This is a genomic window from Ekhidna sp. (assembly GCF_965247405.1).
Taxonomy (GTDB): Bacteria; Bacteroidota; Bacteroidia; order Cytophagales; family Cyclobacteriaceae; genus Ekhidna.
This window is the reverse complement of record NZ_OZ252014.1, coordinates 431306-453481: the sequence shown is the minus strand read 5'-3', so window position 1 is coordinate 453481 and position 22176 is coordinate 431306. Positions and strand designations below refer to the sequence as shown.

Below are 22176 nucleotides of genomic sequence, written 5' to 3'. Positions count from 1 at the left end.
TACACAAAATAATAAATTAGTATTGAATAAAACGACACTTAATGCATATATTTTTTTAATCGTGACAATTTTAAACTGCATGAAACCTAAAACCTTATTAATCACACTATTCTATTTATTACTCATCCATGTCGGGATGGCCCAATCCATTCCTTCCACCTCTGTATTACCCAGAGAAGATTTAACGAAATATTTGAATGAAGAGGTACAGGAAAAATTGAAAGATGCTGATCAGTCAGAATTAGCGGAATATTTCCAAGAGCAATTCTCAGAGCGTTATTTCTATGACTATAAAACATTTTATGATCGTCTCCCGCACTATAATAGTGTATTTACAAATCAAGAAAATCATAAAAAGCGAGCACTGGATCACATGGGTAAATACAATGACTCAACCCAATGGGTAATGCCATTTACCTATCTCAATGGTGAACCTGTTAATGCATATGCGCTCAGACATCTGGCTCGTCAGCATAAGATGGTGGATATAGCGCTGCACTATTTCAACTCTGGGAAGGACCCAAAGTACATCAGATATTTTGAGAATCAATTGCGTTCTTTAAACGCTGCGCTGCACGCTAAGAAATATGAGACAATTGAAGATGGCAATGGAGTTTATGAGGCTTTTAGGTCAGGTTATCGCATTCTAAACTGGCTGTGGATACACAATATGTTTCTAAATGAGGCAGAATATTCTGATCAAGACCAGTTGATGACCATCGCAACTCTCTTACAGCATGGACAACACCTCTATGAAAGAAACGGTCAATTTAGCCCTGGGAATCATCAGACCAGAGGGGTTTCGGCATTGGCCATGTTGGCTATTTTGTTGAGAGATTTTGAAGGAACAGACCTTTGGCTAGAACGAGCAATGTCTAGATTAGGGGAGCATTTAGATCAGGAAATCAATGCCGATGGTTTTCAGTTTGAACGATCGGTACACTATCACATGAGCGACATCAACAACTATTTTTATGTGTATCAGCTTGCCAAAATCAACAACATAGAAGTAGATCCGGCTTGGGAAGAAAAGCTTAGAAGTTTATTCACAACTCTTGTCAAAATTGCTTATCCCGATCGTTCAGCTCCGGTGCTTCAGGACGATACCGAAATTCCCTGGGGAGAGAAAAATGACATTTCTGAGTCTATGACTTTGGGCTATTTATTGTTTGAAGATCCGGAATTTGGCTATTTCGCAACCAATAAAGTGGATAATCGGGTGTATTGGTTTCTAAGTAATGACCAGGTCAAAATGCTGGAAGATATTAAGAAGAAGAAACCTACATATGGTTCGCTGGCTTTTGAAGAAACCGGCTATTACATCATGCGTGAAGGGTGGGGAGAAGATGACAAGATGATGATAATCACCGCTGGTCTAGATGATAAAAAACCAGATCATCAGCATGGTGACATGTTAGGTGTCCAGGCAATAGCCAATGGACATGCCATATTGCCTAACTATCAGGTTCGTTATTCACTCAGTGACTTTGAATTTTTTAAGAACTCCATGGTCAAGAATGTTGCATTGGTAGATAACGAGCTGCAAGGAAAGCAATATGCCTCCAATAAAGGAGGTAGCGGATTTGGGAAGTTTCTGGAGCTCCCCAACCCAACAGTGATTGCGTGGGAAACCACGAACGATTTTGACTTTTTTGCAGGGAGTCATGATGGATTTGAGAATGTAGGAGTGGATTACACGCGCCAGGTCATTTATGTGAAAGATAATTTCTGGATTGTTAAGGACGACTTCTCATCCGATGGATCACACGATTACAAGCAGGTGTGGCAAGGTCATTATACGCATGAAGAAGGTCCTAACCTCCTAAGAGCCACTATGCCTGACGCTTGTGGTCACGACATATTTCAGCTAAGCCAAGCTGATGAAGTAGTAAGTGATGGTACAAGAGGCAAGCACTGGAGCGTCGTTTCAAAAAAGGCCCAAAATGACTTCAGCTTTATAACCATCATTTATCCCTACTGCGGATACAGCGACCGGTTAGATGAGAATGCAGATGAGATGATGATTGGCGATTGGAGAGTTAACCAGTCTCAATGGAAGTTAGATGGATCAAATCCAACAAGTCTGAGCGCAGATGATAGAGTGTATCTTTTTAATGTGAAAGAAGTGAGTAGCGAAAAGCTGAATTTAAAGTCTGAGGAAGAAATGGATTTATTTATTAAGACTGAGGATGATCAATTTGTGATTTACTCACTAGATAAGAATGAACAAACTATTGAAGTACAGAAGAAAAAAGGCAAGAAAATGAACAAAACTCTAAAGCCTGGAGAAGCTTTAAGACTGGATATCAACTAATGTTCGAAATACCAATATGAGAATAAGCAACAACCCAAACACAATCCCATGAAAAAGTTTTTAAAATTTCTACTATCCTTTGGCCCGGGAATTTTTGCCATTGGTTATACAATAGGTACAGGTAGTGTGACCTCTATGATTGTGGCTGGAAACTCTTTTGGTATGGATCTGTTGTGGGTGTTATTTTTTAGCTGTCTCTTCTCTGGTGTTCTCATTTATGTCTCAGGCCACTACTACCTGATGACCAAAGAGACCCTTCTTTTTTCAATTAAAAAGCATTTGAAATTTGGACAAATTATAGCTCTGGCCATCATTGTTACGGTGGGTATAGGACAATGGAATTCACTAATAGGTATTCTTGGAATTACATCGAATGTTGTCTTTGAGATTATTCAAATCAGCTTCCCGGAAGCTTCCAATCACAAGTACTACATCGTTTTAGGACTGGCGGTAATGATCATTGGAATTTTCTACGCTTTGCTTTTAAGCGGTAGTTATACACTCTTTGAAAAGGTACTGGCAATATTCGTGTCCATGATGGGACTCAGTTTTGTCTTTACGCTGTTCTTTGTTTTTCCAATGCCAACAGAAGTTATCATGGGGTTGATCCCTAAAATACCACAAGTGGAGGGTGCTGGAATTCTTATTGCTGCATTCGTCGGAACTACGATGGCCGCTGCTACATTTCTTTCTCGTCCACTCTTTATTCAGGGTAAGCAATGGTCGGTAAGTGATACCAAAACACAAAGAAATGATTCTATTGTAGCAACCATCCTGATTTTTGTGATTAGTGGGTCTATTATGGCTGTCGCAAGTGGAAGTCTCTATGGCACAGGAAAGGAAATTACACATGTCTTGGATATGTCAGATACGCTGGAACCTTCAGTTGGGAGGTTTGCTGTTTCCATCTTCTTTGCAGGCACTTTGAGTGCAGGCCTGTCTTCGATATTCCCATGTCTCATGATTGTTCCATTGATGCTGGCTGATTACTCATCAGGAAAACTAGATATATCCTCTAAGAGATTTAGAATCATTACTGGGGTTGCCAGCATACTGGCCTTAAGTGTCCCGATTTTCGGATTCAACCCGATAAAAGGTCAAATTATCACGCAGGTTTTTAATGTGTTCGGATTACCGATTGTTGTGGGATGTTTGCTGTTTCTATGGAATCGAAAGCAAACAAATTTACCTGGCAAGAGGGTTTGGACTAATTTAATAATGACTGGAGCGTTGGCTTTTTCGTTCATTATCATGATTAACGGTTTAATAGATATTTTTTCTTGAAAAAATGGGTCTGTCTAAACATATAATTTTTGTCATGGGAGTATCTGGATGCGGAAAAACCTTAATTGGTAAGATGCTATCGAAAGCATTATCAGTTCCCTTTTTCGATGCAGATGAATTTCACAGCGAGGAGAACAAAACAAAAATGAGCAGTGGAATTCCTTTGAGTGATGAGGATCGGCAACCGTGGTTAGAAAAGCTTAATAAAGAAGCAAGAAAGCACACTTTCCAGGGTTGTGTAATCGCTTGTTCAGCTTTGAAAGAGAAATACAGGAGATTGCTAATTAAAGGAATTGAGCCAAATGTTCAATGGGTGTATCTAAAAGGGGATTATGATACGATTTATAGTCGGATGAATGCACGATCGGATCACTACATGCCTGCAGAGATGTTACAATCTCAATTTGATGATTTAGAAGAGCCTGGTAATGCAATAAATATCAACGTTTCATTAGCCCCAGAGCAAATAATTAAAGACATAAAACAAAGATTAAAATGAGTTCAGAGATCGGATTAATTGGATTAGGCGTAATGGGCAAAAGCCTGAGTCGCAACCTGGCTCAAAAAGGTTTTAAAATTTCCATATTTAACCGTCACGTTGCAGGAAAAGAAGAGGATGTGGCCGTCAAATTTCAGCGAGAACATCAGGAGCTTAAGGAAGCCCAACCATTTGATGATCTCGGTGAATTTGTCAAATCATTGGAAACGCCGAGGAAGATCATACTCATGGTCAATGCCGGGCCCACTGTAGACTTGGTATTAAATGATTTACGGGAATTCCTGGAACCAAATGATATCGTAATCGATGGAGGTAATTCACACTATCAGGAAACCAGTAGGCGAATGAGCGAGTTGGAAGCGCATGGACTGATATTTATGGGGACCGGAGTTTCAGGAGGGGAGGAAGGAGCTCTGAAGGGTCCTTCCATCATGCCATCTGGCCAGAAGGATGCATATTCAAAAATTCAGAAATATCTGGAGGCTATTGCAGCGAGAGACGCTGATGGGAAACCATGCTGTACGTATATAGGAAAAGAAGGGAGTGGTCATTTTGTAAAAATGATCCACAATGGCATTGAGTACGTTGAGATGCAATTACTTGCCGAATGCTATGCGATTTTGAAAAGGCAAGGCACATTAAATGAAGATATTGCTAAGGTCTTTGAATCGTGGAGGCAAGATCTGGATAGCTATCTTCTACAAATCACCATTGATATTCTTCGAAAGAAGGAAAAAAATGGCTATTTACTTGATAAAATCCTTGATAAAGCTGGCAACAAGGGAACCGGAAATTGGGCGACAGTTTCCATAGCGAGTTTTGGCCAGCCAGCCACATTAATTCCGGCCGCACTGTTTGCTCGATACCTATCTTTTTTCAAAGAGCTACGCCTTGAAAATGCTGAAAATTTTAGCACGAATAAATTTTCCGGGGGGATATCGAGGGATCAGCTGAAGGACGGCTATCAGTTCGCCCGAATCATGAATCATCACCAGGGATTTGCCCTTATCCATCGTGCCTCGGAGCAGCATGGATGGGACATTGATCTTAGTGAACTAGCCAGAATATGGACAGGTGGATGTATTATCAAGTCTGACTTTATGAAGGAGTTGGTTCAATACTTAAAAGCTGATATTGGCCTGCTTAAGAATGCGAAATTAATTGAAACAATAGACGGTACCCATAGCTCGATTCAGTCCGTAGCGGCATCATGCATCAAAGGAGAAATTCATGCACCGTGTTTGATTGAGTCAGTGAATTATTTCCATGGTCAAAAAACACTAGCATTGCCAGCAAATCTAATCCAGGCCCAGCGTGACTATTTCGGTGCACACACCTATCAACGGGTGGATGATCCATCGGGCAAGTTCCATCACACGGAATGGTGATATTAAAAAGCAATCATGTTTAAGCCCGAAGTTGAATTCCAATTTTTGAACTTAATTCGCGACAAAGCCAATTAGATAGATGACCAAAATAGGCCCATTAGATACCGCTGTTTCCCATGACTCCTACGAATGTACCATTGCAGTGGAATGTTGTGTGTTCGGCTTTCAGGACAATCAGTTAAAAATATTGCTGGTCAAAAGATCCATCGAACCGTTTAAAGATCATTGGATGCTCCCTGGGGGAACGATGAGTGAGGGAATGACGTTATCCGAATCGGTCAATCAGGTACTTAATAACCTAACAGGGATAGAAAAAATGTCTCTTGAACAAGTGGCATGTTACAGTAAAGTAGACAGGCACCCTGTGAAACGAGTTGTTTCTGTTTCATTCTATGCATTGGTCAAGCCTGAGAATTATCCAACGATCCCTAAAAATTACATTTCTGATATCAAATGGTTCGGGCTTGATGAATTGCCAAAATTAGGATTTGACCATGATTTACTTTTAGCTGACGCCTTAGAAAAGCTAAGAGGCAACCTAAGAGATCATTTTGTCTTTGGTGAATTATTGCCTGATCAATTTACGCTCACGGAGCTTCAGGAATTGTATGAAAACATCCTTGGTGAAAGCCTGGATAGAAGAAACTTCAGAAAAAAAATTCTACAGATGGACCTACTGGAAGCCACAAATGAGAAGAAAGTAGGCGTTAAGGGAGGCCCCTCTTTGTATCGTCTGAAAAAATAGCAAAAATATCAGTTGATATACTTGTATGTTTTCACTTCTGTGTATAAATTACACAGAATAAACAATCTTAAATTATACCCACTATGAACAATAAGGTCGTCACATTTGGTGAAATCATGTTGAGACTGGCCCCACCTGGTTTTCTTAGATTTTCACAAGCAAACAGTTTTGATGTTGTTTATGGAGGTGGTGAATCCAATGTAGCCGTTTCACTGGCCAACTATGGTGTACCCGTTGATTTTGTTACCCGTTTGCCAAAGAACGACATAGGGGAGTGCGCACTGATGGAGATGAGGAAGCGAGGAGTTAATACGCAAAATATCATTTTTGGTGGAGACCGATTAGGGATCTACTTCTTGGAAACAGGAGCAGTTAGCAGAGGTAGTAAAGTCGTTTATGATCGTGCTCACTCCGCGATGGCAGAGATTAAGGCGGGCATGATTGATTGGGATAAAGTATTTGAAGGAGCCACATGGTTCCACTGGACGGGTATTACACCTGCTATCTCACAAGGTGCAGCAGATGCATGCCTGGAGGCATTGAAAGTGGCATCCGACAAAGGAATTTCAATTTCAACAGATTTAAACTACAGAGCCAAACTTTGGAAGTATTGTGATGATGCGAAGCGTGAGGAGATCATGACGGAGTTGACTTCTTATTGTGATATCGTTCTTGGAAATGAGGAGGATGCCGAGATGCATTTTGGTATCAAGCCTGAAGGGATCTCTGTTCAAACAGAGGGTCATAATGTGAAAGCTGAAGCATTCCTCTCCGTATGCCAGCAAATGATGAAGAAATTTCCACGAGCAAAGAAGGTGATTACAACCCTTCGTGGCTCTATTTCAGCTTCTCATAATACGTGGGCAGGCGTGCTTTACGACGGAAAAAAGCTGTTCGAAACACGTCAGTATCAGATTACGGACATTGTGGATCGCGTGGGAGGCGGAGACTCCTTCATGGGAGGCTTGATTTACGGATTGCTAAAATATCCGGACGATGACCAGAATGCGCTTGACTTTGCAGTGGCTGCTTCATGCTTGAAGCACACGATCAAAGGTGATGCAAACCTAGTGACCGTTGCTGAAGTAGAGAAACTGATGGGAGGAGACGCTTCCGGGAGAGTTGCCAGATAAAATATTTGGGGGTGATGGTTTTCAAAATACAGATTATGATTCGCTTCATAGATTTCACCCCCATTTTTTAAAATACTGTTATGAAACCATGTGTAGCTATCATTTGTGGTGGTGGTCCCGCACCGGGCATCAATACAGTTATTGCAGCTGTAGCCAAGGCATTCTTAGCCGATAACTATCGGGTGATAGGGGTTCATCATGGGTATCAGGGATTATTTTCTGAGAATCCTGAAATCAAAAGTTTTGATTTCGATCATGCAGATCGGATCTTTAGTAGAGGAGGATCGACCCTCATTATGAGTCGATTTAAACCGAAAGATGAGGATTTCAATACCCAAATTTTCGAAAAAGAAAACATAAAACTGCTGGTAACTATTGGTGGTGATGACACTGCATCAACTGCTAACAGGATCACCAAATACCTGGCTTCTCAGAACATTTCGATAAGCAATATTCATGTCCCAAAGACGATAGATAATGATCTGCCGCTACCGGATCGGAATCCGACATTCGGCTTTCATTCTGCAAAAGATGAAGGAGTTCGAATAGGTAATACCGTGTATGAAGATGCACGTACATCGAGGCAGTGGTTTGTCATGTCAGTGATGGGTCGCTCTGCAGGGCATCTGGCCTTTGGGGTAGCAACAGGTTGTCATTTTCCAATGATGATCATTCCTGAGATGTTCAATAAGACCAAGGTCTCGTTTGATAAAATCATTAAGCTATGCATTTCTTCCATTATCAAGCGAAAAATTGCCGGTATAGAACATGGTGTGGTGGTCATCAGTGAGGGCGTATTTCACATCCTGGATGAGGAGGAGATAAAGAACAGTGACATTAGTATGACGTATGATGCACATGGACACCCGGAATTGGGAAATGTTAGCAAAGCACATATTTTCAATGTGTTGCTACAAAAAGAGCTTCAGTCATTGTCTCTGGACATAAAAAGTAGACCGGTAGAACTTGGTTATGAATTAAGATGTACCCGACCGATCGGTTTGGATCTAACACTTTGTTCACTGCTTGGCCTGGGAGTAAAAAAGCTATTCAATGAAGGAGTGAGTGGATGCATTGTCAGCGCAAACTCCTCGGGAGATATTACACCCATATTTTTGTCAGATTTCGAAAAGGATGGTAAAATCCCACCGCGTCTGGTAAATATGGAGTCTCAAATAGCAAAGCTGTTTTTCCAGGAGCTACATTACCTGACGGAGGAAGATGCTGTTTATGCAAAACACTACTTGCCCAACCCGGAAGCATATGAATTTCTTAAAATCCTGGAATGGTGAAAAGGAAGGTTGTCACATTTGGAGAAGTAATGATGCGTTTTTCACCGCCAGGCTATGCAAAGTTCTCCCAAGCAACCACTGTCGAGTTGGCATATGGAGGAGGAGAGGCCAATGTGGCTATTTCACTGGCCTATTTCGGACTTGAGGCATTTCACATCACCTGCTTTCCGGATAATCTGGTTGGTAGATCAGCTACTCAATATTTAAGACATCACTGGCTGCATACCAAATACATTACCTACGGAGAAGGACGAATGGGTAAGTATTTTTTAGAAAAGGGAGCTGTTCATCGTCCGAGTGAGGTGGTTTACGAACGAGATAACTCTGCATTTTCCAAGATCAAACCTGGTACATTTGATTGGAAACGCATTTTACGAAATGCAGACTGGTTTCATTGGACAGGCATTACACCCGGGATTTCAGAAAATGCTGCTGAATCATTGAGACAGGCCATTCAGGTTGCAAATGAAGTAGGTGTTCCGGTTTCGGTAGATGTGCATTCCAGAAAAAATCTATGGCAGTATGGTAAGGATAAGACAGAAGTAATGCCTAAGCTGGTGCAGGGATGCGATGTAGTCATTGCATCTCCTTATGATATGCAGGAAAACTTAGGTGTGGCTAATGAGAATGACGATTTGCAGGCAGCATCTGAGAAGTTAAAAGAAAAATTTCCAAGAGTTCAAAAGGTCGTGGATAAGAAAAGAGAGACATTAAGTGCATCACACAATCGTATTCAAGGATTCATATGGAATGACAAAGAGGTTCTCACATCTCCTTCATTTGATGTGACTCATATTGTCGATCGTGTGGGTACCGGAGATGCATATGCTGCCGGGATGATCTATGGATTACTGAATCTACAAGACGATCAAAAAGCGGTTGATTTTGCTGCTGCGGCCTGTTCACTCAAACATACCGTAGAGGGTGATGCAAATGTGATATCAGCAGAGGCGGTCAATAGTTTAGTACAAGGAAATACATCAGGAAGAATAAAACGATAAACAAAATGGCACGATTTACACGAATTGAGGTAGTTATAAAAATGAGAGAAACCGGCATGGTTCCGGTTTTTTATCACAAGGATATTGACATGTGCAAAGAGGTGCTGAAGGCCTGCTACGCCGGAGGTGTGCGTGTTTTCGAATTTACCAATCGGGGTGATTTTGCGCATGAGGTGTTTGCAGAGCTAAACAAATTTGCAGAAAAAGAATGTCCTGAAATGATCCTGGGAGTTGGATCTATTATCGATGGACCCACTACTGCACTTTACTTACAGCTTGGGTCAAACTTCATCGTATCCCCTATGATGGACGAAGAAATGGCCAAAATCTGTAATAAACGAAAAGTAGCCTGGAGTCCAGGATGTGGGTCGGTTACAGAAATCGTGAAGGCGCATGAATTGGGATCAGAAGTTGTGAAAATATTCCCAGGATCGCAGGTTGGTGGTCCTGCGTTTGTAAAAGGAGTAAGAGGACCATTTCCGTATGCCAGTATTATGCCAACGGGAGGAGTTTCTCCCAATGAAGAGAACCTTAAAGGATGGGTGGAAGCAGGTGTGCACTGTGTGGGAATTGGCTCGCAACTATTCCCTAAGGATGTTTTAGCGAATAAGGACTTTGATGCGATCACTCAAAAATGTTCGGATGCTTTGGCAATCATCAAGAGGTTGCGAGGAGAGTAAATTGCCAACTGAATATTAAACAACATCAATAAATGGAAATAGCAATTATTGCTCATGATGGCAAAAAGGCTGAAATGGTTCAGTTTTTATTGGATCATAAATCTTTGTTGAAGACCGCCAATCTAACATCAACCGGCACGACGGGACAACATGTTGAGAAAGCCGGTTTGCAAGTGAGACGATTATTGTCAGGACCTTTGGGTGGCGATGCGCAGATTGCAGCACTGGCGGCAGAGAAAAAGATAGATGCAGTGGTCTTTTTTAGAGATCCTCTCGATAAACATCCGCATGAGCCCGATGTTCAAATGCTTTTACGTATCTGCGATGTACACAACATTCCTCTTGCTACAAATCCTGCCTCGGCCAGCCTGATATTTAAAGCGTTTGAAGGAGTGGTAGATGAATAGAATTAATCTAGTTGTTTCTTGTGTTTGTGTTCGTGCCTTCAGATACAAACCATTACCTTTACGTCGCTCTGGTATAGCAATATACAAACCTGAGAATTTTAACTTAAATGGGTTTGTTTGGTGCGCTAGATCACGCCCACTATGGGGATCATCGAATGTGCTGACTGACTCATAATCTTTCTTTATAAGAGGTTTGATATATGTGCATGCCAGAGTTTTTTACTTAGGACAACTAGAAATTCTCAGAAAAATGCTCTTTGAGTATTTCTCTAAGACCATCCTTGTTTAGGTATTTTATCCGAAAACCTTTCACCTCATCATATTCTGAAGCTTTGATTTTGTCATCCGGATTCATAGATGAGGTAAGAATGATCAATACCGGCTTGGGTTGTTTATTTTTCAATTGACGGTACTTATTCAAAAATTCCCAGGCGTTCATCTGTGGTAAATTGATATCAAGAAAAATCAACTCAGGCATTCTGTCAGCATTTTTGAGATAGTCAAGTGCCAAGGCACCACTTTTAGCCACCTCTACTGAATTTGCACAATCCAGTTTTTTAATTGCACGAGTGTGAAGAAAATTGCAGTCATTGTCATCATCAATGAGCAAAATACAATCCAATTTCTTCATTATTTGCGATTAGGTATTAATTGTAAAATAGAATGAACTTCCTTCACCAGCTTTCGATTCTGCCCAAATCTGCCCATAGTGAAGTTCAACAATTTTTTTACAATTTGCCAGTCCTAGCCCGTACCCGCTATAGTCTTCCGGCCCATGTAATTTTTTGAAGATTAAGAAAATATTCTCTTTATCTTTTTCATCAAATCCAATTCCATTGTCTCGAACCATAAATAAGTATCCACCACTTCGATCAATTTGATCTGCCTCAATCTGTATTATAGGCTTTTCATTTGGCTTACGAAACTTTATGCCATTTAAAATCAGGTTTTGAAAGAGCTGACTCAGGACAATTTCATTTCCCTTGACTTTTGGTAACGAGCCAACAGTAATAATAGCGCCATTGTCTTTAATATGAGACTGAATATCTTTTAACACATGCCTGACTATCTTATTGCAGTCAACCATTTCAAATTCAATTCTTTTGCTAAGTAAAGCGTATTCAAGCAAACCCATAATGAGTTTATCCATTCGTTTAGCTGATTGCGAAATGGAATTCAGGTATGATTTTGCTTCTATTGTGAGTTCTTCACCAAAATCCTCATCAAATGCTTCTATGTAGTTGATGATGGTAAGCAGAGGATGCTTGAGATCGTGAGAAGCAATGTAGGCAAACTGTTCCATCTCAATACTCTTAGCCTCTAGGATGGAGATTTGTTTTAATAATTCATCCTGTTTTATTTTCTCAGTTACATCCTGACAAGTCCCGACCATCTCAACAACCTCATCATCATTTGTAAAAATTTGGCCCATCAGATAGATGTCTTTTACCTGCCCATCCTGTAGCAAGATTTTGTGACGGAAGTGTTGAAAATTCTTACCCGCGATAGAAGTTTCAACCATTTTAGTGACATATTCCTGGTCATCAGGGTGGACGTAACTAAAGTAAGTCTCGTAAGTCAGACCGCCCTTTTTGTCACGCCCAAAAATATTGTAAAGATTGTCAGACCAAATAACCTCATTCGTGATGAGATCCCATTTCCAATGACCCATCATTACGATTTCCTCAGCAAAATTTAGTAAGTGATTTTTCCTTTTTAATTCACTTTCTGATTTCATGCGGGAGCTAATATCCGCATATGAGACCAAAATCATATTTTCAAATTCTTCCGGAAGTAGCGAAAGGTTCAAACTAACCGGAAACTCATTACCGGATTTGTTTATTGCGAGGATATAATCGTCCTCATTGATGTCCTTGATCGAATGATCCATGAACTTCCTTATTACATCCTTATGACGCTTTCTGGATTTTGTTTGAATTAATAGATCGATTGAATTGCCAATCAATTCAGTATCAGTGTATCCGAAAAGAGCGCTCGCATTTTCATTTATATAACATACCTCACTTTTTTTATTAAGTGCGATAAGTGCACCAGGAACTGACTTGAGAATTTCTAGTTTTTTGGATAGATCTTGAAGCATATAATTCTTCGCGTTGCAAATCAATTGTGGTTGGAAGTGTTAAAATAAAAAGAATTACTGCTTTTATTGTTTTTTCACTTTCATACTTGATCCCACCCAATGAATTGTTGTAGTTTTAATAACGATTAAAGTATTCGCTGATGAGATTTAAAACTTTAGCAATAATCAGCCTGATCTTTGTGTCATTTTATGGCCATGGACAAATCTGTAAATATGTTGTCAATGATAAAGATCCATTAACTGATGATATCATACGTACTGTAAAAACACGCCTTACAGGTCCAACCCCTTTTTATTACATCTACTATATAAGAAATGGAAGCGATTACAAATTCAGCGTGGAGGTTGGGGACTATGGTGAACTTACTGATGCAATTCCTAAAGGGAGTGAATTGGCTATGCGGACAGGAAGCGGTGCGGTAGTACGGATGAGTTCTTTAGCAGAATCGAAACCTGAAATCATTGATGATTTTGGTAGTAAGATTACGAAATATGAAATCGCTTTTCAAATGACTGAGCAAACGATGAAGGACATTGCCGAGACAGGTATTGTATTCATTCGTATAAAAGCAATGAATAATTCATTTAGCGATTTGGAGATTCCAACCGGCGTGGTTGAAATCTCACAGCAAAAAGCCGAATGTATCTTTAAATAGGCTATTCCGATCTCAGAGTTTCGGTTGGATTCTTATTTGCATTAATCCACACCTGCGAGAAAATGGTAGCCAATGCTATCATACCAACGATAAAAAGGGTTGGAACAAATATTGAATGATCAATGGGCGCATGAAAAGCCATTTGATTGACCCAAAGACCATTTAACCACATAGCAAATGGTATTGCTACAGCCGAACTGACAATAATCATTATAAAAAATCCTTTACCCATTGACAAAATCAGTGAACGGAACGAAGCGCCCAGTACTTTTCGAATTCCAATTTCCTTCACTTTGGTTTTTAACTCGAAGCTGACCATGCCTAGGAATCCAAGACCGGTAATAGAAAGAGCAATCATGGCGACATAGGTCAGGATATTGCCCAGGTCATAGAAATACTGGTAGAACTCATCTAGCTGTGCATTTAAAAAGCCACCATCAAACTCTCTTGCAGGATCAAATTCGATCCAGGCACTTTCAAGACGCTTTGCTTCCTGTATTAGACTATTGTTTTTGACCTTTAGATATGCATATTCGTATCGTTCTGGTTGAATCCTTAAACCCATAGGTCGAATAGATCTCATTAGTGGCTCCCAATGATAGTCCTTAACAACTCCTGCTATAGTTAACCCCAAGGTGTCAAGAAACAGTGTTTCACCAATTGCGTGGCTCGAAGATTCGAATCCATAGGTTTTCACAGCTGTTTCATTAATAATCAAAAACTTTTCATTTTCATCAGATGCTTGTTTTGGGAAGTTATTACCAGCGACTATTTGTAGCCCCATCATCTCTACATAGTTAGGGTCTACAGAAAAATGATAAAGTGTGATTGGCTCCTGATCTTCCTTCCATCTGGCACGGTTTCCATGGGATCGTCCAATAGCCGGATGGTGTGATGCAAATGAGACTGCTTCCACTCCAGTAATTTTTTCATAATGTGACTTCACCAATTCAGGATCGTGATCATGAGTATTCACATAGAAGATCTCTGATTCATTAAATCCATAATTTGCATTGACTAAAAAATTCGCTTGCTTGTGAAGAATTAAAATGGTGACTAACATCAGTATGGAAAGACAGAACTGAATGCTTATGAGTGTACGTTTCCCCGTGATAAAACCAACAATTGAACGGCGTTTTGAAGGGTTGGAGGAAATGGATGCCTTCAGCGAATTAATTGCTTTAATCTTAGATAGGAATAGGGCAGGACCTATACCGGTGAATAGACCTAAAATAATGGTAAAGAGAACGAAATAGCCATAAGTGCCAAGAGCATCTTTGAGTGAGATCCCAACCATATTGAAAATCCATATTTCGTTGAAAACATTAATAAGATATCGATAAATGAAAATGGATACGACTAGTGAAATAAGCGCAGTGAGTATTGACTCTGTTAAGAACTGCGAAATGATCTGTCTTCTGCTAGCACCGTTTACTTTTCTGATGCCAATTTCTTTTGCTCTGCTAAGCGATTTGGCAATGGAGAGGTTGGTGTAGTTGATTGATGCGGTAACAAGCACAATGAAACCCAATAGTCCAAAGAATGCAAGCAGGAACCAGGGCAATGTAAACGATATTTCGTTAGACATAACTCTGCCAGGCACTATCTCATTTAGTGCCTGAAGTCGAAAAACCCGATTCGGTCTATCCTCAGGAATCTCGAGGTTTGCCTTTGCAAGCTCATTGATGATTTGTTCCGTTTCCGCTCGATCATCTTGGGTATTTAATACCAGGTAATTGTAGTTATCCCATATATTTTCCCAATCATTATATCGATCACTTAAGATTTCTTTCTCTGCAAGGATTGGGATTGTGGAAAAAGATGCAAGTGCTTCAAATTCAAGATGTGTATTATCATCAGATTTGGACGTGATTCCTGTAATCTTGTAGGATCCATGATCTTCAAATTCGATTGTTTTTCCGAAAGCGGATTCATTTGGAAAGAGCTTATTCGCAAGTTCATGGCTTAATATGACACTAAAAGGATCAGTAAGCGCAGTGGATGGATCCCCCTCGTCCAATTTGAAGCCAAAAACCTTAAAAAAGTCTTCATCTGCATATAATGACTGAATGTTCAGGATTTTATGAGGTGAGCGAATCTCACCGCGAAAGTCACCATTTAGGTTAGTGGCGGTTTTTACAAAGGAGTAATGATCTATAAGATGTTTTTTAAATGGCAAGGAAGAGGTGGCATAAGCCTCATCGAAGGGTCCTTCTTGCCCTTCAGTATATGTTGTGATCCGATAAGTGGTATCACCATTTGGGTGAAATCTATCGTATTGAAAATGATCATAAACAAGTAAAATGAGCACCAGACAAATAGACATACTGAGGGATAGTCCAAAAATGTTTAATCCGGTAAATAGCTTGTGCTTCCAAAGATTTCTGATCGCGATCGTTAGGTAGTTACGTAGCATCCTTTAGTATTTTAAGTTGAACTGTATGACAGGTGTCAACCTAAGGATGTTGCAGATAAGGAAAAGTTGTATTTCTCAATATACTTAAAGCTCTTTTTCCAGAATATTTGCCCACTCTATATCAAAAGGCTTTTCTTCAAATCCTTCTGGCAGTGTATAAGAGAGAGCTCCTTGTATTCGGTTTTTAGAGTTAGGGTGAGTTGCAATGATTTCCAGGTCATCCGGATAGGTTTTTTCTTCTGCTTTAAGCTTTGTGAAGAAGTGAGCAAGGCGTGAGGGGTTAATCTGTACTTTCGTCATCAGGTCATAGGCAAATTCATCTGCTTCTCTTTCCTGCTTTCTATCAAAGCCAGTAGAAATCAATATCTTGGAGATTTCAGAGATCATCACGGCATCTCCTCCGCTAAGTACAGCCACTAGTACACTCAATCCGAGCTCTTTCATAAGTCTATCGATCAGGTCTCCATTTTCATGGTGACCAATTTCATGAGCTATGATACCCGCTACCTGCTCGGGGTTGTCAGCAAAGGTTAGTAGGCCTGAAAACACATAGATATGACCGTCTATGGTTGCAAAAGCATTGACTTCACTGTTGTTGTCAATGAGGTGAAATTTGTATTCATATTTTTGGGGCTGCAACGAGTCCAATAACCTTTTGGTAATGGGAGAAAGTATATTCTCTACCGTGCTGTCCGGATAAAATTCAAACTCATCTTCCAGGTCGTCCATGATGAGCTCAGCCAAATCTTTCTCACGTTCTTTGCTAAGGCGGAAATCAGAATCAGGAAGACTTAAAGGCCGCCATGTAAATGCCAGCCAGATTAGACCAAAAATCAAAACAAGGATCAGCAGCTCACGCCAGACTTTCATTGAGGAGGTAAATTTTGAATTTTACTTTCATCTACATTCTTCTTTTTGAAGACCATCTCATACGAAAGCCTTCCAAAGAACAGGAAGTAGTACATCCTTCCTTTTTTGGCTTTTACCGCACCTACAATGCTAAATACAAAATAGGCCAGGTTAAAGATGATCGCCATGATTAGATATCCTTTGAAAGTGTCTGTTAGTTCCCAATCAAAGAAATAGATTCGGATTCCCCAGAAAACACCAATGGCATTGATGATAGTGGTGGGAAGCTGACTAATAAGGGATTGCAAAGAATGAAAATGTACAAACAGGCCTTTCGACCTGTTTGTAAAATAATATACGATTGCAGCAATGAGATTGATGATAGGCAAAGGAAGGCCAATAGCCACCGATGCAAACATCATGAGGTAGGACCCCATGGCATCATCTCGTTCTCTCTCGCTTAATTCGTCTGGCTGTGGTATTTCGTGATACGCTTCGTTACTCATGGTTTTCCTGAAAATGGAGGGTAATCATCTGTCATAAAAGACATATAAACGTTTACTCTGGTAGCCCATCGCAGTGTGCCAACATTAAATTCATGCCAGCTTTGTGGATAGTTTGCTGTGAATAGCACGACCCACCAGGCCAGAAATTGAAGCACCATAGAGGCGATTGACCGGAAGAATAAAAGAAACATATGTGGTAGGATCACATAAATGAAACCAAAGAAAGTCCTAAGAAGCAAAACGCCTCGACTTAATCTTTCCGGGTATGGAATCTCCAACGTGATGTAATCATCCTTTGCATTGATTCCAAAAGGAGGATAGCCGTCACATAAGTTATACAATCGGGCATTTAATCTAAGATTCCAGCGGTACAAGCCTTCTTGAAATTCAAAAAAGCTTTGAGGGTATTTTCCTGTAAACAGCACGATCCACCATGAGATGAATGATAGAACAGCACCCCACAATGAGACGAAAATCAATAGAAAAAGGTGCGGCAATGCAATGTAAATCGCTCCAAAAAGGGTTCTCAAGAGCAGCTCTCCTCGAGAGTATCGCTCCTGATACTTAATGTCTAATTTCATTTATTTAAAGGTTAGGTTTAGAAGCAATTTAACCACCTAAATGGAATTAGAAAACAGAGAATGCCTGAGAGGTGTGAAATTTAGTTAAGTGTTCCATTCACGCTTTGAGAAAAATTAAACAAAAAAAGCCCTGAATCTCTTCAGGGCTTGTTCTATCCTTCTCTTAAATGCTTAACCTAATCGTATTATGAGAGATGTGATTTCATAAGCTGTTGGCGAATGGATATCACATGATAGAACACTGCAAAAGGCAGCAAAACGGATGCCAGAAATAGATAAGGCAGCCTTACAAATCCAAAATTTCCACTCATGGTATCCATGAAATAATAAGTGGATATAAAGCTGAATACCGTAATACTTAAAATCCCAAGTGAAATAATATTCCAAATCAAAATGCCCCTGGTCCGGATGATGCCTTTCTGAACAAGAGCTCCCACAATTAGTGCTGAAATACCCACTAAAATGTCATAATTAAGCCCCTCAAAGGTGACTCGTTTTGGGAACACTCCGTTAAGGAAGGCACCATAGATCAAAAGCTCTACGGCTATACGAAAAGATTGAATGTAAATGACTTGATGATCTTTTAGTTTGGATATGGCCTCTAGTATCCAATTTCTTGATGTGTAAGAAATAATACTCACAAGCGCAGGAATCACGATTAGCAAAGGTATTCTCGGGGGGAAACCAAAATCCTCAAGCCACCGGCTGTTCGAAAGAGCGGAGATGTAAATCAGCCAACCGACGATGATAAAGGAATAGGCTCTTTTTCTCTTGGGTGGATCATCACTTTTCTGAAGGATCAGCAATGGAGAAAATATCATGAGCACTGTTAGTAAATAAAAACCTGCTTCTACCATGGGCTATTGAGTTATAATTATTTGCTCATCCTCGTAAATAACACCGAATCTCTTTCCATCATTTTCTACTACGCATGTAAAAGGGAATGGATAAGCCTTGTCTCCATTAGGAATCCAATCTTTCTGGTTGTAATCGATCGTAATAAACAAACCGGTTTCCCCTCCAATAGCACAAAACTTCTCAAAGTCGCCACTGAATTTTCTCAAATTACATTGCTTATTCAAGAGATCAAGAGCTGCTTTTACATCGGAAACAGGTAGTCCAACCTCGCTAATATGCTGAAAAGATGATGAATTAAAATCCTGAGTGGATGGTATTTTCAGATTCTTTCGGGCGATGAACTCTACAATATTTCCAGCAGGGTCATAAAAGTAGAGGGCTTCAGCATTCCAGTTCTTAAAGTCAACAATTTCATTTCCGTGGAAGGGGAGTATGTTTGTTCTGGCTTTTATCCAGGATAGTGCCTCTTTGATTTGATAGGAGGGGATGTTAATTGCGAAGTGATAATAGGCTGTATTAGGGGATTCTTGGAAGGTGAGCTGGGTATCACCCACAACTAAACAAACCTGATTACCATTACTCTTTACTATTGGAACACCCAGAGTCTGCGAATAAAAATGACTGATTTTATCTAATCTGGTTGTGCCGAGAGTAAGGTTTATTATTTTCATCATTAAGAATCATTCATTGTTTCTCCAAACATGATTCTATGACCATCTATGGTTCGAATACCAAACTCTCTTTGCCCCCACGGTTGATTAGTGAGCGGGCTGGTTATTTCAACATCGTTGATTTTGCACTCACTAAAAAAAGAATCAATCAAGGTTGTTTCTACATAAGCAAAATACGAGTGATTATTAGTTTCATAAGCTGACACATCTTCACGACATTCTCCTAGCATTAGAAAAAACTCATCTCTTTGAATAAAAGCCCAATTCTCATCCGTCCAAACAGATTTAAAATCTAATTGATCTATATAAAAGGCAACCGATTTTTTTAGGTCTTGTACTGCTAAAACATGTCTTGTTCCAGTGAATTTTGTCATGAATTCAATTTAATAAAAAAAGCCCCGAATTACTTCGGGGCTACATCTATCAGCTCTTAAAATAGTTTAACCTAATCGTATTATGAGAGTGGTGATAGATGGTACGTTACACGTAAAAGCTCCCATTAGGGTTATCAATTGATAAGAAAAATTAACAACATCACTAAATTATTCTTGAATTCCTTCCTGATCTAGTAAAAAAGCGTATTGAAGGGCAGTTGTCTTGTAGCGTTTAAATCTTCCTGATGCACCACCATGTCCGGCTTCCATATCGGTATCTAATATCAGGGTGTTGTCATCGGTTTTCATCTCTCTCAATTTTGCTACCCACTTAGCCGGCTCCCAATATTGGACCTGAGAATCAAAAAGACCTGTGGTTACTAGCATGTTTGGATAATCCTGAGCGGTAACATTGTCGTAAGGAGAATATGACATCATGTATTCATATGATTCCAGTTCTTTTGGATTGCCCCATTCATCAAACTCATTGGTAGTCAATGGAATGGTCTCATCCCACATCGTTGACACCACATCTACGAAAGGCACTGCTGCCAGTATACCATTATAAAGTTCGGGAGCCAGGTTCACAACAGCGCCCATTAGCAATCCTCCGGCACTTCCGCCTTGAGCATAGAGATGTTCAGTGGAGGTATAGTTCTCCTCAATGAGGTATTTGGAACAGTCGATGAAGTCGTTGAAGGTGTTCATTTTCTTAAACATCTTCCCATCTTCATACCACTGTCGGCCCATCATTTGCCCTCCACGGATATGTGCAATAGCGAAAGCAAACCCACGATCAAGCAAGCTTAACCTTACAGAACTAAAGCTCGCATCGATGGTGGCTCCATAAGAACCGTATCCATATTGTAGAAGTGGACCATTGCCGTCTTTCTCAAATCCTTTCTTATAAACAATAGAGATTGGCACTTTCTCTCCATCTCTAACGGTAGCCCAAATCCGTTCGGTCACATAATCTTCAGGATTGTGTCCACCTACAACTTCCTGACGCTTCATCAGCGTTTTTTCCTTGGTCTCCATGTTGTAATCGTAGGTCGAGTTTGGTGTGGTCATTGAAGTATAGCCAAACCGCAGGATGTTGGTATCAAACTCGGCATTGGTAGATATATATGCATTATAGGCCGGCTCACCAAAATCAAGGTAATGTTCATCACCTGAATTCTGATTGATTATTCGCAGGTTTGTCAGCCCATTTTCACGCTCATCTACAACCATGTACTCATTGAATAATTCAACTCCTTCCAAGAGTACATTATCGCGATGAGGAATGACCTCTTTCCAACTGGATTCATCCGTGTTAGCTATTGGTGTTTCCATTAACTTGAAGTTGGTTGCATCACGATTGGTCACGATGTACCACTTGTCTTTGAAATGTGAAATGCTGTACTCATGGGCGTTTTCATCTCTCGGAATGAACTGCTTAAAATCTCCTCGAGGATTATTTGCATCAAGCACATGGTAATCGCTTACCAGCGTGCTACTGTTCCAGATAATTACAAAATCATCAGATTTTGATTTGTACACACCAATGTAAAAGGATGGATCTTTTTCATGATACACCATCACATCCATTTCAGGTTGTGTTCCCAGTTCGTGTCTATAGACCTTTTCTGATAGGAGAGACACTTTGTTTTTTGCTGTATAGAAAAGGGTTTTGTTGTCGTTGGCCCAAGCACCACCACCAGTGGTGTTTTCGATACGATCATCAAGAAATTCTCCTGTTTCCAGGTTTTTGAATCGGATGGTGTAGATACGTCTACTCAGAGTGTCCTCTGCAAAAGCAAGGATTTTGTTATCCGGACTTACATTCAATCCGCCTGCTGCATAGTAGCCATAGCCTTCTGCCATTTCATTTACATTCAAAAGAATTTCTTCTTCCGCTTCCAGGCTTCCATTCTTTCGGCAATAGATCGGGTACTCACCACCTTCTTCATATCTTGTGTAGTACCAGTATCCATTTGATAAGTATGGTACAGATTCGTCGGTTTGTTTTATTCTACCTACGATCTCATCATAGAGCTTTTGCTGAAGGTCTTCTGTGTGCGACATCACTTTTTTAGTGTAGTCGTTTTCAGCATTAAGATAGTTAAGCACTTGAGTCGTATGCTCATCCGGATTTTCCGCCCGCTTTTGTTCGTCGGTCAGTCGCATCCAGAAGTAGGGGTCTACCCTGGTTTGTCCATGCTCTTTTAAAATGGTATCAGCCTTCGCTGCAACGGGTGCATCAGGTCTCATAGGTTTTTCTTCAGTTTTTTGATTGGTACATGCAGCCAGCAGAATTAATCCTGCCATTAGCATTGCAAGTGATCGGAGGTTTTTCATTTGAGTGAGGTTTTATTTAGGTGACAAGTTCCCTAATGCCTCTAAAATTTCCTAATTGATTTTTATGATTGGCAAATAAAA

Annotated in this window: 21 protein-coding genes; 11 read left to right on the top strand and 10 right to left on the bottom strand. The window is 40.2% G+C overall.

From position 1 onward, the window contains the following. Positions 1–79: 79 nt before the first annotated feature. The 10 genes from ACP14Y_RS01930 to ACP14Y_RS01885 all read left to right on the top strand — a co-directional run bounded on the left by ACP14Y_RS01930 (position 80) and on the right by ACP14Y_RS01885 (position 10743). The gene (locus ACP14Y_RS01930; RefSeq protein ID WP_424961287.1) at positions 80–2314 is read left to right on the top strand and encodes a heparinase II/III family protein; all 2235 of its coding nucleotides are present in this window, start codon (positions 80–82) and stop codon (positions 2312–2314) included. Between the two features lie 48 nt (positions 2315–2362). Beyond that, positions 2363–3598: an NRAMP family divalent metal transporter gene (locus tag ACP14Y_RS01925; RefSeq protein ID WP_424961286.1), complete on the top strand. Its 1236-nt coding sequence runs from the start codon at positions 2363–2365 to the stop codon at positions 3596–3598. Between the two features lie 34 nt (positions 3599–3632). Continuing rightward, positions 3633–4097: a gluconokinase gene (locus tag ACP14Y_RS01920; protein ID WP_424961285.1), complete on the top strand. Its 465-nt coding sequence runs from the start codon at positions 3633–3635 to the stop codon at positions 4095–4097. Beyond that, the gene (gene gndA / locus ACP14Y_RS01915; RefSeq protein WP_424961284.1) at positions 4094–5485 is read left to right on the top strand and encodes an NADP-dependent phosphogluconate dehydrogenase; all 1392 of its coding nucleotides are present in this window, start codon (positions 4094–4096) and stop codon (positions 5483–5485) included. The genes ACP14Y_RS01920 and gndA overlap by 4 nt, the downstream gene beginning before the upstream one ends. Before the next feature lie 79 nt (positions 5486–5564). Continuing rightward, positions 5565–6230 (top strand): NUDIX hydrolase, encoded by a 666-nt coding sequence (locus tag ACP14Y_RS01910; protein WP_424961283.1) that lies wholly within the window; start codon positions 5565–5567, stop codon positions 6228–6230. An 83-nt stretch (positions 6231–6313) separates the two neighbouring features. After that, positions 6314–7363, top strand: coding sequence for a PfkB family carbohydrate kinase (locus ACP14Y_RS01905; RefSeq protein ID WP_424961282.1), 1050 nt, complete (start codon positions 6314–6316; stop codon positions 7361–7363). Positions 7364–7443: 80 nt separating this feature from the next. Beyond that, a complete protein-coding gene (locus ACP14Y_RS01900; RefSeq protein WP_424961281.1) occupies positions 7444–8655 on the top strand; it encodes a 6-phosphofructokinase in 1212 nt (403 codons plus the stop codon). Next, a complete protein-coding gene (locus ACP14Y_RS01895; protein WP_424961280.1) occupies positions 8649–9656 on the top strand; it encodes a PfkB family carbohydrate kinase in 1008 nt (335 codons plus the stop codon). Before ACP14Y_RS01900 ends, ACP14Y_RS01895 begins: the two co-directional genes overlap by 7 nt. A gap of 5 nt (positions 9657–9661) precedes the next feature. Next, the gene (locus tag ACP14Y_RS01890) at positions 9662–10336 is read left to right on the top strand and encodes a bifunctional 4-hydroxy-2-oxoglutarate aldolase/2-dehydro-3-deoxy-phosphogluconate aldolase (RefSeq protein WP_424961279.1); all 675 of its coding nucleotides are present in this window, start codon (positions 9662–9664) and stop codon (positions 10334–10336) included. Positions 10337–10368: 32 nt separating this feature from the next. Then, entirely contained in the window at positions 10369–10743 is a 375-nt protein-coding gene (locus ACP14Y_RS01885) for a methylglyoxal synthase (RefSeq protein ID WP_424961278.1), read from the top strand. Between the two features lie 232 nt (positions 10744–10975). Here ACP14Y_RS01885 and ACP14Y_RS01880 read toward each other — a convergent pair whose 3' ends face one another. After that, complete coding sequence (locus tag ACP14Y_RS01880) at positions 10976–11374, bottom strand: response regulator (RefSeq protein ID WP_424961277.1); 399 nt, start codon at positions 11372–11374, stop codon at positions 10976–10978. Positions 11375–11383: 9 nt separating this feature from the next. Beyond that, entirely contained in the window at positions 11384–12844 is a 1461-nt protein-coding gene (locus tag ACP14Y_RS01875; RefSeq protein WP_424961276.1) for an ATP-binding protein, read from the bottom strand. Between the two features lie 140 nt (positions 12845–12984). On the opposite strand from ACP14Y_RS01875, the gene ACP14Y_RS01870 reads away from it, so the two are divergent. Further along, entirely contained in the window at positions 12985–13500 is a 516-nt protein-coding gene (locus ACP14Y_RS01870) for a hypothetical protein (protein ID WP_424961275.1), read from the top strand. A gap of 1 nt (position 13501) precedes the next feature. On the opposite strand, the gene ACP14Y_RS01865 is transcribed toward ACP14Y_RS01870, so the two are convergent. The 8 genes from ACP14Y_RS01865 to ACP14Y_RS01830 form a co-directional block, all read right to left on the bottom strand. Continuing rightward, positions 13502–15916 (bottom strand): ABC transporter permease, encoded by a 2415-nt coding sequence (locus tag ACP14Y_RS01865; protein ID WP_424961274.1) that lies wholly within the window; start codon positions 15914–15916, stop codon positions 13502–13504. Positions 15917–16000: 84 nt separating this feature from the next. Beyond that, positions 16001–16786 carry a M48 family metallopeptidase gene (locus ACP14Y_RS01860; protein WP_424961273.1) on the bottom strand — a complete coding sequence of 262 codons (786 nt, stop codon included), beginning with the start codon at positions 16784–16786 and terminating at the stop codon, positions 16001–16003. Then, positions 16783–17271: a DUF4870 domain-containing protein gene (locus ACP14Y_RS01855; protein WP_424961272.1), complete on the bottom strand. Its 489-nt coding sequence runs from the start codon at positions 17269–17271 to the stop codon at positions 16783–16785. Before ACP14Y_RS01855 ends, ACP14Y_RS01860 begins: the two co-directional genes overlap by 4 nt. Further along, positions 17268–17852 carry a DUF4389 domain-containing protein gene (locus ACP14Y_RS01850; RefSeq protein WP_424961271.1) on the bottom strand — a complete coding sequence of 195 codons (585 nt, stop codon included), beginning with the start codon at positions 17850–17852 and terminating at the stop codon, positions 17268–17270. Before ACP14Y_RS01850 ends, ACP14Y_RS01855 begins: the two co-directional genes overlap by 4 nt. Positions 17853–18037: 185 nt before the next feature. After that, positions 18038–18709, bottom strand: a complete 672-nt coding sequence (locus ACP14Y_RS01845; RefSeq protein WP_424961270.1) for a hypothetical protein — start codon at positions 18707–18709, stop codon at positions 18038–18040. 3 nt (positions 18710–18712) lie between these two features. Further along, positions 18713–19384: a VOC family protein gene (locus ACP14Y_RS01840; protein ID WP_424961269.1), complete on the bottom strand. Its 672-nt coding sequence runs from the start codon at positions 19382–19384 to the stop codon at positions 18713–18715. Beyond that, on the bottom strand, positions 19384–19755 hold the full coding sequence (locus ACP14Y_RS01835) for a VOC family protein (RefSeq protein WP_424961268.1): 372 nt from the start codon (positions 19753–19755) through the stop codon (positions 19384–19386). Before ACP14Y_RS01835 ends, ACP14Y_RS01840 begins: the two co-directional genes overlap by 1 nt. A gap of 168 nt (positions 19756–19923) precedes the next feature. Beyond that, positions 19924–22095 carry a S9 family peptidase gene (locus tag ACP14Y_RS01830; protein ID WP_424961267.1) on the bottom strand — a complete coding sequence of 724 codons (2172 nt, stop codon included), beginning with the start codon at positions 22093–22095 and terminating at the stop codon, positions 19924–19926. Positions 22096–22176 lie beyond the last annotated feature (81 nt).

What these genes read in the sequence shown, in the direction of transcription:
- ACP14Y_RS01930 (WP_424961287.1), top strand. Translation starts at nt 80, where the DNA reads ATGAAACCTAAAACCTTATTAATCACACTATTCTATTTATTACTCATC.
- ACP14Y_RS01925 (WP_424961286.1), top strand. Translation starts at nt 2,363, where the DNA reads ATGAAAAAGTTTTTAAAATTTCTACTATCCTTTGGCCCGGGAATTTTT.
- ACP14Y_RS01920 (WP_424961285.1), top strand. Translation starts at nt 3,633, where the DNA reads ATGGGAGTATCTGGATGCGGAAAAACCTTAATTGGTAAGATGCTATCG.
- gndA (WP_424961284.1), top strand. Translation starts at nt 4,094, where the DNA reads ATGAGTTCAGAGATCGGATTAATTGGATTAGGCGTAATGGGCAAAAGC.
- ACP14Y_RS01910 (WP_424961283.1), top strand. Translation starts at nt 5,565, where the DNA reads ATGACCAAAATAGGCCCATTAGATACCGCTGTTTCCCATGACTCCTAC.
- ACP14Y_RS01905 (WP_424961282.1), top strand. Translation starts at nt 6,314, where the DNA reads ATGAACAATAAGGTCGTCACATTTGGTGAAATCATGTTGAGACTGGCC.
- ACP14Y_RS01900 (WP_424961281.1), top strand. Translation starts at nt 7,444, where the DNA reads ATGAAACCATGTGTAGCTATCATTTGTGGTGGTGGTCCCGCACCGGGC.
- ACP14Y_RS01895 (WP_424961280.1), top strand. Translation starts at nt 8,649, where the DNA reads ATGGTGAAAAGGAAGGTTGTCACATTTGGAGAAGTAATGATGCGTTTT.
- ACP14Y_RS01890 (WP_424961279.1), top strand. Translation starts at nt 9,662, where the DNA reads ATGGCACGATTTACACGAATTGAGGTAGTTATAAAAATGAGAGAAACC.
- ACP14Y_RS01885 (WP_424961278.1), top strand. Translation starts at nt 10,369, where the DNA reads ATGGAAATAGCAATTATTGCTCATGATGGCAAAAAGGCTGAAATGGTT.
- ACP14Y_RS01880 (WP_424961277.1), bottom strand. Translation starts at nt 11,374, where the DNA reads ATGAAGAAATTGGATTGTATTTTGCTCATTGATGATGACAATGACTGC.
- ACP14Y_RS01875 (WP_424961276.1), bottom strand. Translation starts at nt 12,844, where the DNA reads ATGCTTCAAGATCTATCCAAAAAACTAGAAATTCTCAAGTCAGTTCCT.
- ACP14Y_RS01870 (WP_424961275.1), top strand. Translation starts at nt 12,985, where the DNA reads ATGAGATTTAAAACTTTAGCAATAATCAGCCTGATCTTTGTGTCATTT.
- ACP14Y_RS01865 (WP_424961274.1), bottom strand. Translation starts at nt 15,916, where the DNA reads ATGCTACGTAACTACCTAACGATCGCGATCAGAAATCTTTGGAAGCAC.
- ACP14Y_RS01860 (WP_424961273.1), bottom strand. Translation starts at nt 16,786, where the DNA reads ATGAAAGTCTGGCGTGAGCTGCTGATCCTTGTTTTGATTTTTGGTCTA.
- ACP14Y_RS01855 (WP_424961272.1), bottom strand. Translation starts at nt 17,271, where the DNA reads ATGAGTAACGAAGCGTATCACGAAATACCACAGCCAGACGAATTAAGC.
- ACP14Y_RS01850 (WP_424961271.1), bottom strand. Translation starts at nt 17,852, where the DNA reads ATGAAATTAGACATTAAGTATCAGGAGCGATACTCTCGAGGAGAGCTG.
- ACP14Y_RS01845 (WP_424961270.1), bottom strand. Translation starts at nt 18,709, where the DNA reads ATGGTAGAAGCAGGTTTTTATTTACTAACAGTGCTCATGATATTTTCT.
- ACP14Y_RS01840 (WP_424961269.1), bottom strand. Translation starts at nt 19,384, where the DNA reads ATGATGAAAATAATAAACCTTACTCTCGGCACAACCAGATTAGATAAA.
- ACP14Y_RS01835 (WP_424961268.1), bottom strand. Translation starts at nt 19,755, where the DNA reads ATGACAAAATTCACTGGAACAAGACATGTTTTAGCAGTACAAGACCTA.
- ACP14Y_RS01830 (WP_424961267.1), bottom strand. Translation starts at nt 22,095, where the DNA reads ATGAAAAACCTCCGATCACTTGCAATGCTAATGGCAGGATTAATTCTG.